At 61.3% G+C, this 17,775-nt stretch carries 12 protein-coding genes; 3 read left to right on the forward strand and 9 right to left on the reverse strand.

Annotated features, from left to right (window positions below):
• Positions 1 to 120: 120 nt before the first annotated feature.
• The 9 genes from OUZ52_RS04125 to OUZ52_RS04165 all read right to left on the reverse strand — a co-directional run bounded on the left by OUZ52_RS04125 (position 121) and on the right by OUZ52_RS04165 (position 13,465).
• On the reverse strand, positions 121 to 1,137 hold the full coding sequence (locus OUZ52_RS04125; protein ID WP_266157049.1) for an agmatine deiminase family protein: 1,017 nt from the start codon (positions 1,135 to 1,137) through the stop codon (positions 121 to 123).
• The gene (locus OUZ52_RS04130) at positions 1,112 to 2,608 is read right to left on the reverse strand and encodes a sensor histidine kinase (RefSeq protein ID WP_266157050.1); all 1,497 of its coding nucleotides are present in this window, start codon (positions 2,606 to 2,608) and stop codon (positions 1,112 to 1,114) included. The genes OUZ52_RS04125 and OUZ52_RS04130 overlap by 26 nt, the downstream gene beginning before the upstream one ends.
• Positions 2,589 to 3,362 (reverse strand): winged helix-turn-helix domain-containing protein, encoded by a 774-nt coding sequence (locus OUZ52_RS04135; RefSeq protein WP_266157051.1) that lies wholly within the window; start codon positions 3,360 to 3,362, stop codon positions 2,589 to 2,591. Before OUZ52_RS04135 ends, OUZ52_RS04130 begins: the two co-directional genes overlap by 20 nt.
• A 220-nt stretch (positions 3,363 to 3,582) precedes the next feature.
• Positions 3,583 to 4,479 carry a hypothetical protein gene (locus OUZ52_RS04140; protein WP_266157052.1) on the reverse strand — a complete coding sequence of 299 codons (897 nt, stop codon included), beginning with the start codon at positions 4,477 to 4,479 and terminating at the stop codon, positions 3,583 to 3,585.
• Positions 4,480 to 5,176: 697 nt separating this feature from the next.
• On the reverse strand, positions 5,177 to 6,373 hold the full coding sequence (locus OUZ52_RS04145; RefSeq protein WP_266157053.1) for an MFS transporter: 1,197 nt from the start codon (positions 6,371 to 6,373) through the stop codon (positions 5,177 to 5,179).
• A 69-nt stretch (positions 6,374 to 6,442) separates the two neighbouring features.
• Positions 6,443 to 7,921: an aldehyde dehydrogenase gene (locus OUZ52_RS04150; RefSeq protein ID WP_266157054.1), complete on the reverse strand. Its 1,479-nt coding sequence runs from the start codon at positions 7,919 to 7,921 to the stop codon at positions 6,443 to 6,445.
• Positions 7,922 to 8,041: 120 nt separating this feature from the next.
• On the reverse strand, positions 8,042 to 8,950 hold the full coding sequence (locus tag OUZ52_RS04155; protein WP_266157055.1) for a LysR family transcriptional regulator: 909 nt from the start codon (positions 8,948 to 8,950) through the stop codon (positions 8,042 to 8,044).
• 230 nt (positions 8,951 to 9,180) lie between these two features.
• A complete protein-coding gene (locus tag OUZ52_RS04160) occupies positions 9,181 to 11,439 on the reverse strand; it encodes a hypothetical protein (RefSeq protein WP_266157056.1) in 2,259 nt (752 codons plus the stop codon).
• Between the two features lie 559 nt (positions 11,440 to 11,998).
• Complete coding sequence (locus OUZ52_RS04165) at positions 11,999 to 13,465, reverse strand: MFS transporter (protein WP_266157057.1); 1,467 nt, start codon at positions 13,463 to 13,465, stop codon at positions 11,999 to 12,001.
• A 353-nt stretch (positions 13,466 to 13,818) separates the two neighbouring features.
• Between OUZ52_RS04165 and OUZ52_RS04170 the strand changes: the two genes are divergently transcribed.
• From OUZ52_RS04170 to OUZ52_RS04180, 3 genes are read left to right on the forward strand one after another with little or no spacing between them, the layout of a single operon-like run.
• Positions 13,819 to 14,832, forward strand: a complete 1,014-nt coding sequence (locus OUZ52_RS04170) for a LacI family DNA-binding transcriptional regulator (RefSeq protein ID WP_266157058.1) — start codon at positions 13,819 to 13,821, stop codon at positions 14,830 to 14,832.
• A 33-nt stretch (positions 14,833 to 14,865) separates the two neighbouring features.
• On the forward strand, positions 14,866 to 17,535 hold the full coding sequence (locus OUZ52_RS04175; protein ID WP_266157059.1) for a glycoside hydrolase family 3 protein: 2,670 nt from the start codon (positions 14,866 to 14,868) through the stop codon (positions 17,533 to 17,535).
• A complete protein-coding gene (locus OUZ52_RS04180) occupies positions 17,532 to 17,774 on the forward strand; it encodes a hypothetical protein (protein WP_266157060.1) in 243 nt (80 codons plus the stop codon). Before OUZ52_RS04175 ends, OUZ52_RS04180 begins: the two co-directional genes overlap by 4 nt.
• Position 17,775 lies beyond the last annotated feature (1 nt).

A 17,775-nucleotide genomic window follows, 5' to 3' on the forward strand; every position in this document is an offset into this window, starting at 1 on the left:
GACCACGCAGTCGACATGGCGTTGCGTCAGGCCGCTGACGCGATCAAGGTAATCGATGCACGAATGCATCAAGAAGAGTTGGTTCGCCCATGAGGCGCACAACCGAAACACTAAGCCCGGTCAGAAGCTGCCCGCTGGCTGCTGCTGAGTGACGCAATGGATCATGCCGCCATTGGCGTAGAGATTTCGCACATCGATGCCAACTACCACGCGATCCGGGAAAACCCGCTGAAGCGTCGCTTTGGCGACGGCGTCGTTTGCGTCGTTATAGGTTGGCATCAGTACGACCGAGTTGCCGACATAGAAGTTGACGTACGAGCCCTTGTATCCGAGGTCCTTGCCGTAGCTTGTCACTACGTTGTTTTGCGTGGGCGGCAATTGAACGAATTTGTACGGCACACCATGGGCATCTTTGGCGGCGTAAAGTCGCTGGATGTCGGTGGAGGAAAGGCCCCATTCATCGAGGTCGGCCGGACTCATCGTGGCAATGGTGTCGCTGGTCGCAAATCGCGCAAAGCCGTCGATATGCATATCCGTGATGTCGGCCTTCCGAACACCGTCCAGCCAGATGAAGTTTGAAACACCCAGGTTGGCGGCAAGCACCGCATTCATCTGATCTTCGGTTACATCCGGATTGCGGTTGGGGTTGAGGATAGAACTGCGCGTGGCCAGAAAAGTGCCGCGCCCATCGGTTTCTACAGCCCCGCCTTCAACCACATAGTTGCTGAGGTCGAGCTTTGACATATTGAGCTCTCGTGCGACTACAGCGGGGACGTCTGCGCTCAATTGATACGGCTGTTTTCCGCCCCAGCCATTGAAGCCCCAGCTTTGAATAGCCATGGCATGGTCAGGGCCATAGACGAAAACCGGGCCGTTGTCGCGAACCCACACGTCGTCCGTGGGCTGAACCACGAAGGTCACGTTGGCGAGCGGGATGTCGGCTTCAGCCAGCAGATTTTGAATACGCTCCTGCTCGCTGGCGCTGTAGGCGACAATGTGGACCATTTCGCCGCTCACCAGGGAGCGCGTCATGTCGATCCAGGTCGATTCGATGCGGTCCCTGTAGGTGGCCCCATAGGTATAGGCGTGCGGCCACTGCAGCCAGGTGCCTTCATGGCGGACATTTTCGTGCGGCATCGTGGTTTGGGCAGCGGCACAGGCGGTGCTGAGCAGTGCAACGGCGGCCAGAAGCAAAGCCGGGCGACGGGTGGCAAGGCGTTTCGTATCGCGATGTGACATGGCGTGACCTCGGGGTGCGCGCCGGGCGCGTGAAGGGTTCGGCTGGCACCTTACGCGGCCAACCTGATATCGAGCTGACATCCCGGCCTTGCTTTCCCGCGCAGCGTGCCACCTCATGTGGCGTTACCCATGCCTGGCCCGCCCTGCATCCAGCGCTCTTCATGGGAAGGGCAGGCAAGACGAACAGTGAATGTTTGCTGGGGGCTTTCAGCCCAGCCTTTAGCTGATCTGCAGGCGCACCCTGGCGCCGTGCGGCGCGAGGTTCTCGAGAATCAGCTGGCCGCCATGAAGTTCGGCAATGTGCTGCACGATGGATAAGCCAAGACCATAACCCGGGCTTCCTGGTGCCTTGCGAAAAGCCTCGCGCGCACTGGCCAACTGATCCATGGGTCAATGCGTTCTCGATCAGATTGCGCACGGCGATTTGCAGCAGGCGCCGGTCCGCAACGACTACGGACTGCTCCATGTCCGTGCTGATGGCATGCCCCTCCGGCAGCGCCGCCTCTACGATCAGGTCAAGGCGGACTTTTTCCTTCATGACCCCGGCGGCCGACGAGTCGAGCTGCGCTAGCAGTAGCAGTTTGTCGATTAACGTCGCACTGGTTCGCGCCACATGGCGAATCTGCGTAAAACCTTCCTCCAGCGGGATATCGCCGTAGCCCACCGAATCGCAGATGGCGAGCAGGTTGGCCACCGGTGCACGAAGCTCGTGGGCCGCCGCCGCGATCAAGCGCTCACGGATATCCATGGTTTCCGCCACAGGGCGCAGGGCCTGGCGCGCCAGCAGGGTGCCTACCGCGAGGCCGAGCAGGGCAAGCGCGGTCACTGCAAGCAGGAGATCGCGCGTAAACACGGCATGTGCGGCATCGATCGCGCTGGGATCGCCCAGGACGAGGATTCTTGCTGCAACGCGATCGGCGGCGTCGTAGGTGGTTTTGCTCAGCGACAAATAAGAGGCGCCCAAGCTGTCGCGCCCCTCGCGGATCGCGCCGTCCTCGCTGCCTGCATTGGCATTGGCCAGTTCGGCGGGCGAGTGGATGTTGAAGATGGCCTGTTCGGGCCTTAGCAGGATGGGATCAGGCGATCGTTGCGAGATAACCCAGATATCGACGCCGCCAGTGAGTAGGTCAGGCTCTTTGTGCAGCAGTTCGTCGTGGAAGCGGCCTTGTGCATCGAACCAGCTCAGCCCATAAACCGCCGTCGCCCGCAGCCGCAACATGTCTTCGAGTCCGATGCGCCCCAGCCGAGCATTCATGCTTATGGCCAACGCGCCCAGGCACGCGATGCCCACAATCCACGCGACAGCCCAACTCACGGTGAGCTTCAGATACAGGCGCTGGTAGACGGTGTTATGACGACGCTTTGCCATCGGGTGCCTCAAGCAGGTATCCCGCGCCGCGCACCGTGTGAAGCAGTGCCGGCCCGCCCAGTTTTCTGCGCAACGACGCAATGATCACTTCTTCGGCATTGGACGCCGGCAGATTGTCCTCACCCCAGCACCCGGCGATCAGTTCGCCGCGCGACACGACCTTTCCCGCACGCTCGGCCAACAACTGCAGGGCGACAAACTCCTTGTTGCGCAGAGGCAGGGCAATGCCGGCGCGCCGAACTTCACGACGCCCGACATCGACCTCAAGGTCGGCAATACGAATAATGCTGGGCCTGATGACGGATCCGCGACGCGCTATCGCGACAAGCCGGGCAAGCAACTCTTCCATGTCGAACGGTTTGACCAGATAGTCATCGGCCCCAACCTCGAAGCCACTCAGCCGATCAGCCACGCGATCGAAGGCGGTGAGGAATAGAGCCGGCGTGGTCACTCCGCGGTCTCGCCAGCTCTTCAGGCGAAGCAGTGCATCGCCATCGGGCAGGAGCCGGTCCAGCACCCATACGTCGTAGGTATATGACTGGATAAACGATTCGGCGGTGGCGCCATCAGCCGCCTCATCAACCGCATGCCCAGACGCAAAGCGGGGCAGGGGCCTTAGGCTACCCGTTAAAGATGGCCGTTGCCGCGGGAAAGGGCTGTGGCCCCCGACTTCCTGGCGCAGAAGCCGGGGGCGCCGAGCCTGGCTTGAGCTGTACGCAGCGGCACCGAACGGCGTCGATCCGCCTGACCTCACGCGTCCGGGGCCGGAGGGTTCCGCGTGTGTGATGAGCTATTCAATGAGCGGTTGCTTCGCTGGACCTAAGGGGCTGCAGAACAAACGCACGCAGCTAGAAAAGTACATGGCCCATCGCATCGGCACACTGGCTGCATCCCGTTGTTCGCGAATCGCTTTGAGTGCTTGCACACGTATCGGCTGCAACCATGCAGGAAACCGAGCTTTTTTTAAAAATATGCTAGTGACGTGGCAATGGCGCTCCAAAAAAGACGGTCATTTTTTTGGGAGTGCCACCTGAATAATAATCGGGGGCCAAACATTTTTTTCCGTCGCAAGATACATCCATCACAGAGGGCGCTCCTGAATCGCCGGAGCCTTGTCTGATTTGTGTATGCCACACACCGCCAGCATATTTACTGTAGTAAGCGACTGAAATACCAGGTCCGCCCTGGCCTCCTGCTTGCATTTTCCATTCGATTTTCGATTCGTTACCTTCAACAGGCGCGCAATTCTCTATGGGAAATTCGATCTTGTCTGTGAAGGTGTCGCTGGCGATGCCAGATTTATTCATGCATATTACTTTTTGAGTTGAATAATATATGGGATCAGCGTCACCACTCTGTTCAAACCTCATCTCTGTGGCGCTCGGATCGGCAGCGGTGAATGAAATGGTAAAATAATCAAAATCTCCGCTTACCCATCTTCCAAAACACTGGGCCGCCTTCGGGTTACTTTTCGTGCCGCACCATACCGTTTCGCTCATCGAGCCACTCTGCTCTGGCCAAAAACCAGTCCTCCAGCTTCCAGACTTTTCATGATCAAAATAAAATGATCCGCCATTGGATGGGTCACTAAAACCCCAGGTGACTGTTTTGTCGGCTGACCAGCAACTTCCTCCGAAAGTGTCCTTATCTTCGATGGTATATTCTTGGCTTGTTATGCGAGGCTCCAGCGTAACAGAGGCCGGGCCGTCATTAATCATGCAATTAGATGTCTTTTTAACTATGGTTGCTTCTTGTAACGACAGATTCTCAAAAACAACGGTATACGTCTTGGACGCATGTGCAACATCAACATATGCCGTGGTTAACAGAATCATTAGCGTGGTGATGAGCCTGTTGCTGGGGGTTTTCATGACATGCTCCAATGTAATTACGCCTTGCTTGTCATGCAAAGGCATCGGGACATCAAGCTTTATGTCTATTAGCTCGAACATTTCATTCGATATTTAATATCTAACGCGTGACGGTGGCGTCAACGAGCGCCAACGTGGATCTGCCTGTTAAACATCAATGCGGGGCTGTGTTGATGGGCTTTGGGGTAATCCATCCCATATTTAGCGGACCCCAAAGGTGGGGCCAAGCGGCGAAGGTAAGCCGGGCAAAACTGCCAATCAAATCAAAAATCAATGGCGAACTGCTCCGTCGCATTAAATAGGCCGGTCGCGGCAATCGTCATGTCAATCTAACTGACTACTTCTCATGCCCCGAAACGACTCCATTACCCATTGCTTTTCTATTGTCGACCAGACGCTTCGCCAGTCGTTTCCGAACAGCTATTGGAAGCGTTGTATGTACGCGGCGCTTGGCATGCAAGCGATGCTGCATGCCGATGGTACCCAGGCATTAGCCGGTACGCCGTCCTTAGCGGCGTAGCGACACCTGGGCTCGTGCTGCACTCCAAATCTCTATGGGGCGCCCACTTCCACCGGCGCCGTTCTAGTCCCCTGGCGAGATCTCTCCATCAAGCAACAGGCAACGCAGCGATTTGCCGAAGCGCGTACGGTGGAATCGAGTGGCAGGTCGATGGCCAGCGCGTGATCTCGGGCGGCTTCAAGCTGATGGTTGCTCACCCTCGGCACTCACCGGCGTGCTGCCGCGTCGGTAAGGAAATAGCGCCAAGACCAGCGCCATGTTGAGCAAAGCCAGAAGACATAGGGCGACCAGCGTGAACGTTGCGCCTTGCTGCTGCATAAGGTAACCGCCCAGCAGAGGCGTCAGTGCCTGCGCGATCAGTACCGGCCGGGCGATGCGCCCCAGCACGACCGCATAGTGGCGTTTGCCGAACAACGCCAGCGGCAAGGTTCCGCGCACGATGGAGCGTATGCCGCTGCCTGCACCATAAAGCACGATGCCCAGCGACGCCGCGGCCGGTGCAAGCAACAGCAGCAGGCCGACAGCCACCAGCAGCGTAGAGCCTAGAGCACTCCACAACGGATGCAGGCGACTGGCCAAGGCGTCGATGGCGCGCGCACCGACCTGGCTGGGCCCGATCAAGGCTCCCAGGCCGATGGCTGCCGTCAGGGACAGCCCCTTGGCCTGCATCAACGCAATCAGCTGCACGGAGATCGCGGTCATGATGACGGAGGACAGGGTGAACCCCATGGTCAGCAGCGTGAACGCCATGCCATACGGGGGCGCTTGGGCAGCTGCATCGGCATGCTCAGTTAAAGCGGTGCCCTGGCCATCGGGGGGCAGCACCATGAAGTACATCGGCCATACCAGCACTGCGAGCAGTGCCGCGTAGCCCCAGCAGGCGTGGCGCCAACCGACGTGTTCGATCAGCCAGCCGATGACCGGCCAGGTCAGCGTGGTGCAGAAGCCTGAGATCAGCGTCACTTGTGAAATGGCGCGCCGTGCGGCTTCGCCATGTAACGCCGCCAGCGTGGCAAACAATGAGTCATACAGGCCGGCGGCCATGCCTACACCGATGATTGTCCACGCCAGCATGAAGATCGGCAGGGACGTTGCCGCGCCCAGCATCACCAGGCCTACAGCGATGACCCAACCACTCCCAGCGAGCAGCCGGCGGCCGCCATGACGCGCAATGAGCTGGCCGACACGTGGCGACAGCAGTCCCGAGATCAGAATGCCAAGAGATAGCGATCCATAGACCCATTGCCGTGGCCAGCCGGTATCACGCACGACGGGATCGGCCAGCACGGCCATCAGAAAGAACGACCCTCCCCAGACCAGGATTTGCGCCAGGCCGAGCACGGTGGCGTTGACCAGCATGGATTGGGTGCGCATGACGACTCCATTGAGCGAGTAAAAGATCAAATGCCCGTGGACAAGGCGGCATCAACTCCGCCTGGCAGCTCAGCCCAGGACGAACGGGTTCTCGACGCCGGGGGTGGGATTGATGAATACGCTCTTCGATTCGAGGTACTCATAGACCGCTCGGATACCGTTCTCTCGGCCGATGCCGGAGGACTTGAAACCGCCGAACGGCGCCAGATAGCTGACCAGGCGATAGGCATTGACCCATACGCTGCCGGCCTCCAGGCGCTTGGGTACTTCGAGGGCGCGCTTCAGATCGCGTGTCCATACACCTGCCGCCAGGCCGTAGGGGCTGTCGTTCGCGATGGCAATGGCTTCCTCGTCGGTATCGAACTTGATCACCGCCAGCACCGGGCCAAAGACTTCTTCCCGGGCTATGCGCATGTCGTTGTTGACGTCGACGAAGATGGTCGGCTCGACAAACAAGCCATGCTCGGTGCCGGGTCGCTTGGAACGCTGGCCGCCCAGCACGCACCGGGCGCCCTCATCCTTGGCGATCTGGATGTACTGCAGGGTCTTCTCCAGCTGTGGCTGCGTCGAGACCGGGCCCATCTGGGTGGTCGCCTCCAGCGGATCGCCCAGCTTCACGTCCTGCATGAAGGTCACCAGCCGTTCGACGAACGCATCATGGATGCTGGCATGCACCAACAAGCGTGAGCCGGCCATGCAGCTCTGGCCCGTGGCTGAGAAGATGCCGGTAACCACGCCCTTGAGCGCATCGTCCAGGTCGGCATCCTCGAACACGATGTTGGCCGACTTGCCGCCTAGCTCCAGCGAGACGCGCTTGAAGTCAGCGGCGGCATTTTCGTAGACGCGGCGTCCGCCGCTTTCGCTGCCGGTGAAGGCAATACGTGCGACCAAGGGATGCTTGACCAGCGGCTCGCCGACCTCCGGGCCGAAGCCGGTGACCACGTTGACTACGCCAGGCGGCAGTCCAGCCTCTTCGCACAACTGAGCAAACAACACGGTCGAAGCCGATGAAAACTCCGAAGGCTTCACCACCACGGTGTTGCCCGCGGCCAGCGCCGGCGCGATCTTCCACACCGCCAGCAGCAGCGGCGAGTTCCATGGCGCGATGGTGGCCACCACGCCCAGGGGCTCGAAGGTGGTGTAGTGAAAGATGCCTGGTTTGTCGAACGGCGTGACGTCGCCCTGGATCTTGTCTGCCAGACCGCCGTAGTAATAGAACCAGTGCGGCAGATAACGCATCTGCTTAAGCATCTCGGCCTTGAGCTTGCCGTTGTCCCGAACCTCTAGGTCGGCCAATTCCTCGGCATGGGCGGCGATGGCATCGCCCACCTTGTGCAATAGCAGGCCACGCTGGGTAGCCGTCATCTGCGACCATGGGCCATGCTTGAACGCGTGGTGAGCCGCTCGCACTGCCGCATCGACATCCTCCGCGCCACCGCGGGGGAGCGAGGCCCAGTGCTTGCCGGTGTAGGGATTGAGGCTTTCGAAGCGCTGGCCGCTTTTGGCATCGGACCAGTGTTCGCCGATACGCATCTTGAAGTTCTTCATGAGGCACTCCTTAGTGAGGTGTGCCTACATGCTAGGTAGCGCCTGCGATGCCGGGAATTCCGTATAGGCGCCGACTGATCCTGCAAAAATGCACAAGCGCCCGGTAGACCTCCCGGTGGCTCAAGCCTGTCCCAGGCACTCCGCCAGGAACGTCATCACCGCACGGATGCGCGGCAGGTTGCGCACATCACGATGCACCGCCAGCCAGACGTCACGCTCAAGCGGCGCGCCCTTCATGGGGACGGTAACGAGGCCAAACTGTGTCCCGAGGAAATGCGGCAGGGCCGCGACACCCACGCCGCCCTGGGCCGCGACCGCCTGAATCATCAGGTCGTTGCTGCTGAACACGATCGGTCGCCCAGCGGCCTGCATGCGCAGCCAAGCCTGCTGTGGCGAGTCCTCCATGCTGGCGTCGTAGGCAATGAAGTCCAGCGATGAGGTTGCCACATGGGCCGCGTAGTCCGCCGCCGCATACAGTGCGAAGGGAATAGTGGCGACCTTGCGTGCCACCAACTCCGGCTCGTCGGGTCGCCGCAACCGCACCGCGATATCCGCTTCGCGGCGGCTCAACGATGCGGTGGTGGTCGCGGCAATCAACTGCAAGCTGAGCCCGTCATGGCGTTCGCGCAACTCGCCCAGGCGCGGCGCGATCAGAGCGCCGGCCAGGGCCGGTGGCGCCGAAACGATCACCTCGCCGGTCACGCCTGGCTGGCTACCTGCGGCAAGTCGCAGAACTTGGAATGCCTCGTCCTGCATGCGCTCGCCCGCCGCCGCGATCCGCCGGCCATCATCGGTCAGTACATAGGACCGTGGCCGGCGATCCACGAGCTTCAAGCGCAGGCTCCGTTCCAGCGATTCGATCCGTCGCGCTACGGTGGCGTGATCCACATTCAGTCGACGTGCTGCTGCAGAAAGCGATTCGTCTGGCGCGAACGCCATGAAGTAACGGAGGTCTTCCCAGTCTAGTGAGATCCGATCGTTATCGGCCGGCTCACCGCCTGCATGGAATGTTCTTACGGGGCGAGTCATGGGTAAATCATATCGCTTCGAGTGTACGGACGGCACCGCGAACCAGGATTTCAGTGGTGGTGTGCTGAGCGTGATCCGTTACACAAATCACGCGTCGTAGCTCGGAATGACCGGTACTTGGCCTATGGGTGGGCTGGACTGACTTGCTCCGCGTGGGCTTTGCTCCCTTGGAACCTCGCTCCTTTCCGTGTGGAAAGAAGCGAGGCGTTGTCGCGTGACGCGCCGAGGCGTCAGTTGCTGGATGTTCCGTAGATGACTCCGCGTGCGCCACTGGTTCCCAGATACACCGTGCCGAACGTCCGCGGGTCGCCGACCACGCGCGACACGCCACCCCACTGGTGCAGCGCATCGTTGATCTGTACCCAGGTCGCACCGACATCCGTAGAGCGGAACAGACCGCTGACGCCGTTCACCGTGCCGGCGAGATAGATGGTCGGGTAGTACTTGCCGACCGCCGCCTTGCCGAAGCCGATCGAAGTAGCGGCGCTGACCGTGGATGCATCCACATGGCTCCAGTTCCAGCCGGAGCTCTGGCTGCGATACAGGCCGGATTGCGTGGCGAGCCAGATATCGCCCTGCACGCCGGTAACGGTAACGGCTTGGCTGGTCTGCCACGACGGCACCACGGGCAAGCCCGAGGTGGTCGAGGCGTACCAACTTGTACCCTTGTCGGAGCTGCTGAAGAACGCGCCCGTCGTTTGATTCCATGCGTAGAACAAATTGCCGTTGATGCCGTCTGACAACACTTGTGCGCCGACCGGCAGACGGGTCGTGCCGTTGGCGGAAGGATAGGCCAGGGTATGCCAGGTGCTGCCGTGATCGGTAGAGGCCACCGGCGCCACGTCCGATGGTGACCATACGATGGTGCCGGCGTCGGCGGAGATCGCCACTGTGCCGTTGCCCTTGGCGGAACCTGCCTGATCAGCGAACGGTGTCCAGGTCTTGCCGCCATCGGTTGACCACGCGCCGTACACGCTGTTGCTGGAGTTGCCACCGCTACCCACGCGCACAAGCGTCAATGGCGCGTTCTTAGCGAAATCCAGGCCTGTGCCGTTGCCGCAGAGAGGGTTGGTGACCTGGGTGGCGGGAGCGGTGTTGAGATCGTTATGCACGAAACCGCAGACATCGCCCAGCGCACTGACCAAGGGCGCGCCGGCCGTGGGCGAGAGCAGCCCCAGCACCGCCGTTTCCTCGATGCCACTGGCGCCGACGCTCCAATGGGTGGGCTTGCCGGCATCCGCCGCGGTGAGGTCGGAGCTGCTCCAGACGCCGCCACCAAAGCCATACATGGCATGTGCAGAATTGAATGGATCGATGACCACTTCGCCCCAATTGCCAAACGGTGCCTGCGCCTTGCCTGACGGCACGATCCACGGCGACAGACTCGAGTCGCGCAGCGCGTTGCTGCCTACGTCCTTCCAGGTCGAACCGCCATCCGTGCTGCGGTACATCGTGTCGTCCGGCCACCAGTGATCCATCGTCATCACCACGAGTGTGCTGGGCCTGGCCGGGTCCACCGCCAGACCGCTGAAGCCGGACGGATAGTTATAGGGATCGGTCGGCGTGATGTTCTGCCAGGCGCCCTGACCGATGCTGTACTTCCAGACCTGTCCCGCGGACATGCCATTGGGGCCGATAGCGTTGCCATACGTGATGTACAGATTGCCGTCCGGGCCGATCAGGCCACGTTGCGGCATGAGACCGACCGGGCCACCGGCTATCGGCGCCCAGGTCGCACCACCGTCGGCGCTCTTGTAGAGCGTCGCGGCGGCCGTGCCGGTGGATACGCCGGCAAACAGCATCCTGGTTGGCGAGCCGCTTTTGCCAGAGGGCTTGTAGAAGGCGAGGAACGCCACGCCCGCTCCGGTGCCATCGTTCGATAGGGCAGTAAACCCGCTCACCTTCGACCAGGTGCTGCCGCTGTTCGTACTCGTCCATAAGCCGTTGCTGCTCGCCTGATTATTCTCGTTGGAGGTTCCATAGAACAGGATCGACCCCTTGTTCGGATCCACCTGCAGGCGCTCGCCGACATTGCGCCCGTCCTCGTTGCCGCCGATGCGGAAACTAAGGGGGTGTGCCGTGAAGTGCGCACCTTGGTCAGAAGACACGAGCATCGCCCCATTGGCACCCCAGGATGACGTATACAAACCTGTCGCCAGATAAAGCATCTTCGGATTGGACGGATCGATGGCGATGCTATTGATACCCATCCATTGCGAGTTCTCCGGCGGCGTGCCGTCGTTGAGCTGCACCCAGGTCGAGGTTAGCGAGTTGTAACGATAGGCACCACCGACGTCGGTGCGCGCGTAGAACAGCCCTGGTTGCTTGGGATGCGCGATGATGCCGTCGACGTAGCCGCCCGCCAAGATGCGCACATTGCTCCAGGTGTAAGCCGGCGCCGACGTCTGTGCGAACGCTGCCATCGATGACAGCGCGAGCGCGCCACAGGCAAGAGCGCGGGCCACAGCCCGCGACATGAATTTCTGCATGATCCCCTCCAAATTGATATCGGTCCGCCGCGGTATTCCGTCGCCGCTGGTCCGTCAGGGCGGGGCGCATGCAGGCGAACCATTGCGCCGTTTTGAATGCAGCGAGATATGTCGCCACGTGTTTTGCGAAAGCGGCAGTACGTTATGTGGCGCCTCATTTCATTCCCCGGTCCGCGCGGTGACGAACCAACGACATCGGGGAGCATGGTGAGACACCGCACGCGATCGCGAAGCGGAACTCTATGTGCATTGCGCGACGTGTGGCATTGCGAAGAACGTCATTCGCGATTGCGAAAAACGACGCTGCGACGACGTTGTGACGATCGTCACGTGGCATGCGTGGTGTAGAGCACGTAACGAGATTTGCACCATTTTCACTGCATGGCGAATGGGACGATGCCGACCCGGCCGCTAGCTTTCAAAGCGATCCATCGCGCCGAATGATGACGCAATCCTAAGTTGCGCTGGTCAATCCACGCCCCATGAGTCTGGATGCGAAAGCGTGCTTACTCTGTATCTGCTGCACCCATGGGTATCTGAGCGATGTAGGCGTGTCTGGTTAGGCGCCTTCGGGCTCGGATACGCGCAGGGTGCAAAGGCCTGCTGCGAGCAGGCTGGCGCCACCGAGGCCTAATGCCCAAATGGGCTGGTTGTGAAAAAACAGCCGCAACAGTAGACCGAGTACGCTGGCGGCAAGCAATTGCGGGATCACGATAAAGAAATTGAAGATGCCCATGTAGACACCCATCTTCGCCGTGGGCAGGTTGTCCGAAAGCAGCGCATAAGGCAGTGACAGAATCGAGGCCCAGGCAAAGCCGACACCAACCATCGAGGCGAGCAGCCAGCGCGGGTCGCGAATGTACAGGAACGACAGCAGGCCGGCTCCGCCAAGGCACAGGTTCATGACGTGGCTGATACGCAAACCCCACCGGCGCACCATCAGCGGGATAACCACCGCGGCCAGCGCACCAAACCCGTTGTACGCCGCGAACAACACGCCGACCCAGTTGGCGCCATCGTTATAGGCGGACGAGCCGGTATCTACGGTGGCGTAAATCGTCTGCGTCACCCCTGCGGTCGTGTAGATCCACATCGCGAACAGCGCGAACCAGGAGAACAGTTGTACTCCGGCCAGGCGCCGCATCGAGATAGGCATGCCATAGAGGTCACCCATCACGTTGCGTAGCATGCCGTGGCTGCGGGTGCGACTCAGCCATGTCAGCAGCAGACCGAACGCGATCAGGCCGCCGGCCAACAGGTAAATCTCTTTTTCCAGCGCGAAATGCCTGATCGCGGACAGTACCGCCATACCGATCAGCAGCAGTAGCAAGCCCGGTCGCCACGCACGCGATACTTCCACCGCCGCCCCATCCGCCACGTTGTCGGTGAACGATTGCAGCTGCGCAGGCGGGTATTCGCGCGTGGTCACGATGGTCCAAAGCACCGCGCATAGCAGGACTGCGCCGCCACCATAGAACGCGTACTTCACCGTATCGGGGATGCCTCCATGGGTCGCCAGGTTGGTCACGCCGCGCCGCGCCAGGATCCACGGCAGCATCGAGGCGATCACCGCGCCGGCACCGATGAAGAAACTCTGCATCGCATAACCGGCGGGTCGTTGTTGCGTGGGCAGTTGATCGCCGACCAATGCGCGAAACGGTTCCATCGACACGTTGATCGACGCATCCAGGATCCATAGCAGGCCGGCAGCCACCCATAACGCCGGTGCGTTCGGCATCCACATGAGTGCCAGTGACGCGAACACCGCTCCCGCCAGAAAATACGGTCGGCGTCGACCCAGGCGGTTCCAGGTGCGGTCGGAGTAGTGGCCGATGATCGGTTGCACGATCAACCCCGTCAGCGGCGCGGCAATCCATAGCGCGGAGATATCATTTACGTTCGCACCCAGCGTCTGGAAGATCCGGCTGACGTTCGCGTTTTGCAATGCAAAGCCGAAGTGGAGGCCGAGAAAGCCGAAGCACATGTTCCATATCTGCCAGAACGACAGTGCGGATTTCTGTGTCATCGGTGTCTACCCTTTGTTGTAGTCGATGCCGTGTCGCGCGGCTGCGTTTGCTGGCGGCATGCTCAACACGCGCACAGCGTGGGGGCGGCGCTGTGGTTGAACGGGGTCATGGGTGCTTCCCTCCAGCAACGGTTATGTCATGGCGTAGCGCGCCCTGCATGCTGCGACCGCAGCATCGACACATCTTGTTGCCCGGGGCGGCCCTGCATGTTACGCGGGGGCGCACTGCAGCAGCCAGCGCCTACATAAGTATTCATCGCAACGCCGATCGTTCTTGTAACGCCGATCGTCCTTGTAAATCAGAGGGCTCTGGCGGCATAGTCAATCGACAGTGTGATGACAGTGGAGAATCCATGCGGGTACGCCTCGAAGATGTGGCGCGCGCAGCGGGCGTATCGCCAAAGACGGTGTCGCGCGTGCTCAATGACGAGGCCAACGTGACCGACGCCACGCGTTTGCGCGTGCGCGCTGCCATGGAGGCGATGGATTATCGCCCGCATCCGTCGGCACGCAGCCTGGCGGGCAATCGATCCTTCCTGGTAGCGATGTTGTACGACAACAACGACAACCCGGCCTCGACCTATCTGGCCGAAATCCAGGATGGTGTGCTCGAGGCCTGCGATGCGCATCGCTATAGCATGATGGTACGGCCGCTGCGCATGCGTGACGGTGATTTCATTCGTCGTCTCGATGTGCTGATTTCCGATCACCACCCTGACGGCGTCGTCCTGACGCCACCGATCACCGACTATGCGCCGCTGCTGAAACGCCTGCGTGAGCGCGATGTGCCATACGCCAGCGTGTCGCCACTGCGTCGCGGCAAGACCATAGGCGTGACGATGGACGAGCAGCGGGCTGCGCGGGCGATCATGGAGCATCTGCTGGCACTGGGTCACCGACGGATCGCTCACGTGATCGGCATCGCCGACCACGGCGCCAGCCGCTGGCGACTGGCGGGCTATCGCGAGGCGATGGCCGCCGCCGGTCTACCCGAGAATCCGGCGCTGGTAGTGCAGGGCGCTTTTACTTTCGGCTCTGGCGTGGAGGCGGCGCGGAAGCTGTTTTCACTGGCCGAGCGACCGACGGCGGTGTTCGCTGCCAATGACGACATGGCCGCCGGCGTGATGTGGGCGGCGGGCGAGTACGGCTTGAAGGTGCCGCACGACCTGTCGGTCTGCGGCTTCGACGATACGCCGCTGTCGCGACAGCTGTGGCCGACGCTCACCACCGTCCAGCAGCCTAGTCGCGAGATGGGCAAGCTCGCGGCTGAGCAGTTGCTCAGCGTCTTGCGCGGTCACGGCGCCGGCCGGCTGGTGCAGGTGCCTTTCTCCCTGCAGATCCGCGGCTCAACTGCCATCGCTTCTTAAGGTCGTTTCACTCGACTGAGCGGCTTGGGAGTCATGTTGCAGAGCAAATTGACAGCGCTGTCATTCCTGCCACCATGCACCTCGACGCGTACCGTCGGTGCGCCAGCCTGGGGCTTTGCCGTGCCATTGCTGCAGCCGTTGAGCTCGTTTCCGCGAAGCGTTGCCATCGCGCTGTCATTCGCCAGCGCACTGCTGATGACCGTCCCTGTCATGGCCGGCGATGCGAGCGTCGTCCATCCCGAGCAATGGCCGAAAGGCGGCTCGCCGCTGCCGACCGATCCAGCGATCGAGTCCCGGATCCAGGCTTTGCTGGTGAAGATGTCGGTGAGCGACAAGGTCGGCCAGATGATCCAGGCCGACATCAAGTATGTGACTCCGGACGATGTGCGCGAGTATCGCCTGGGCTCGATCCTGGCTGGTGGCAACTCCAAGCCGGCCGGGCAGCCATACCCTGTTGCATCGCAGTGGCAGGCGCTGTCCGAGGCGTTCTACCGCGCGTCGATGGATACCTCAAAGGGAGGGTTGGCGATTCCGGTGCTGTTTGGCATCGATGCTGTCCATGGCCATAACAACCTCGTCGGCAGCACGCTTTTTCCGCAAAACTCCGCGCTGGGCACTACGCGCGATCCGCTATTGATCCACGATATAGGCGAGGCCACTGCACAAGAACTGCGCGCCAGCGGTATCAGCTGGACCTTCGCGCCCACGCTCACCGTGCCGCAAGATGTGCGCTGGGGGCGTTCCTACGAAGGCTATTCGCAGAATCCGGCGCTGGTAGCGCAATACGCCGCCGCCATGATCGGCGGGCTGGAGGGCAAGCCGGGTACTGCGCAGTTCCTGGACGCTGAGCATGTGATTGCTACCGCGAAGCATTTCGTCGGCGACGGCGGCACCCGCGACGGCAAGGACCAAGGCGACGCCCAGGTCAGCGAGGCGGTGTTGCGCGACGTGCACGCTGCCGGCTATCCACCCGCGATCAAGGCCGGTGTGCAGGTGGTGATGGTCTCGTTCTCCAGTTGGAACGGGGTGAAGATGGCCGGCAACAATGCGCTGATCACCGGTGTGCTGAAGGAGCGCATGGGCTTCGATGGGATTGTGTTGGGCGACTGGAACGCACACGGCCAAGTGCCTGGCTGCACCAGCGAGGATTGCCCGGTGGCCTACAACGCCGGGCTGGACATGCTCGAAGCGCCCGATTCCTGGAAAGGCCTGTACAAGAACACGCTGGCCGAGGTGAAGGCCGGAGTGATCCCGATGAGCCGCGTCGACGATGCGGTGACTCGCATCCTGCGGGTGAAGATGCGCCTAGGCATGTTCGAAGCCGGGCCGCCATCGGCCAATCCGCTGGTGGCTCGGTCGGCACAGATGATCGGAAGTCCCGCGCATCGTGCGCTGGCGCGTCGGGCGGTACGTGAGTCGCTGGTGCTGCTGAAGAATCATCAGGGCGTGCTGCCGATCGATCCGCGCAAGCATGTTCTGGTTGCTGGTAATGGTGCCGACAACATCTCCAAGCAGAACGGCGGCTGGACGTTGACCTGGCAGGGCACGGGCCTGACCAATGCAAATTTTCCCGCAGCCACCTCCATTTGGGCTGGCCTCCAGGCGCAGGTGCAGGCGGCCGGTGGCAGCGCCGAGTTATCGGTGGGGGGCGACTACAAGCAGAAACCCGATGTCGCCATTGTGGTATTCGGTGAAGATCCCTACGCCGAATTCCAGGGAGACTTGCCGAACCTGGCATATCGGCCGGGCAACGATCACGATCTTGACCTGATTCGGCGGTTACGCGGGCAGGGCGTGCCAGTGGCGGCGGTGTTCCTGACCGGACGGCCGCTATGGATGAATCGCGAGATCAATGCCGCTGATGCCTTTGTGGTGGCCTGGCTCCCGGGTAGCGAAGGCGAGGGTATTGCCGATGTGCTGCTGCGCACCCGTGACGGTCGCATCGCACACGACTTTCACGGCAAGCTGGCGTATGCCTGGCCGCTCAGCGCGGCGCAAGTACCGGTCGCGGCAGTCGCACGAGGCGAGCATCCGCAGTTTCCCTACGGCTTCGGCCTGACCTATGCCGATAGTTATGCCGATAGTGGCAATACCAGTCCCTTGTCTGAGGATGCCGGGATTGCGCTAAGCGCCACGCAGGCCGGCGTCTACTTCACCCGTGGTAAGCCGGCGCAGGGTTTCGTGGTGCGCCTGACCGGCGCAAACGGCACGGCGATGAATGCCGACGCCGTACCGACCGCCACGCCGGACGGCAGCTTGCGCATCAGCGCGCTCGACTACAAGGCGCAAGAGGATGCGCGCAGCCTGAGCTGGTCCGGTACCGGTGCCGCAGGTGTTGAGCTGCTGGCGCCAACACCACTCGATGTGGAGCGCGAAACCAATGGCGATGTGTTGCTGGTGACCACGTTGAGGATCGACGCAGTATCGCCAGGGAGTGCTGCGATGATCGGTGTCGGCTGCGGTGTCGGTTGCAATGGTCGAGTGCCCATCGGACGACAGCTCGCCGCCTTGCCTCAGGGGCAGTGGTTGCGTCTGGGCATTCCGCTGAAATGTTTCCGCGACGCTGGCGCCAGCATGAGCAGGCTGGACCGGCCATTCGAATGGTCCAGTGACTCCGGCGAGCGGATCGCTATCGCTGACGTGTCACTCGGCACCGTGGCGGACCGGACGCTGGCGTGCCCGACTCACGGGGAAAAGCCATGAATGGTGAGCCGCTGTTCGCCGTGGCACTGCTGCTGGCGTTGGTAGCGAGTGTCGTCATATCGGCTGGGTTGTTGTGTCGACGTGGCTTAGCCATCGGTTATGCCACTTTGATTGAGGGCGTGTCGGCAGGTGAGCCGCGTCTTCGCGAGATTGAACGCTTGGACGTCTATTTGTTTTGTCTTGATGACTTGCTGCCATCCGGCAAGCATTCATTGCAACGGCGCTTTATTGTCCAATAAT

Origin of the sequence: Dyella silvatica (assembly GCF_026283955.1) — a bacterium.
Taxonomy (GTDB): domain Bacteria; phylum Pseudomonadota; class Gammaproteobacteria; order Xanthomonadales; family Rhodanobacteraceae; genus Dyella_C; species Dyella_C silvatica.

Bases quoted from the DNA above. Each gene is read 5' to 3' on its own strand.
- OUZ52_RS04180 (WP_266157060.1), top strand. From the start codon at position 17,532: ATGAATGGTGAGCCGCTGTTCGCCGTGGCACTGCTGCTGGCGTTGGTA.
- OUZ52_RS04130 (WP_266157050.1), bottom strand. From the start codon at position 2,608: ATGGCAAAGCGTCGTCATAACACCGTCTACCAGCGCCTGTATCTGAAG.
- OUZ52_RS04145 (WP_266157053.1), bottom strand. From the start codon at position 6,373: ATGCGCACCCAATCCATGCTGGTCAACGCCACCGTGCTCGGCCTGGCG.
- OUZ52_RS04155 (WP_266157055.1), bottom strand. From the start codon at position 8,950: ATGACTCGCCCCGTAAGAACATTCCATGCAGGCGGTGAGCCGGCCGAT.
- OUZ52_RS04150 (WP_266157054.1), bottom strand. From the start codon at position 7,921: ATGAAGAACTTCAAGATGCGTATCGGCGAACACTGGTCCGATGCCAAA.
- OUZ52_RS04175 (WP_266157059.1), top strand. From the start codon at position 14,866: ATGTTGCAGAGCAAATTGACAGCGCTGTCATTCCTGCCACCATGCACC.
- OUZ52_RS04170 (WP_266157058.1), top strand. From the start codon at position 13,819: ATGCGGGTACGCCTCGAAGATGTGGCGCGCGCAGCGGGCGTATCGCCA.
- OUZ52_RS04165 (WP_266157057.1), bottom strand. From the start codon at position 13,465: ATGACACAGAAATCCGCACTGTCGTTCTGGCAGATATGGAACATGTGC.
- OUZ52_RS04125 (WP_266157049.1), bottom strand. From the start codon at position 1,137: ATGCCGCACGAAAATGTCCGCCATGAAGGCACCTGGCTGCAGTGGCCG.
- OUZ52_RS04160 (WP_266157056.1), bottom strand. From the start codon at position 11,439: ATGCAGAAATTCATGTCGCGGGCTGTGGCCCGCGCTCTTGCCTGTGGC.
- OUZ52_RS04140 (WP_266157052.1), bottom strand. From the start codon at position 4,479: ATGAAAACCCCCAGCAACAGGCTCATCACCACGCTAATGATTCTGTTA.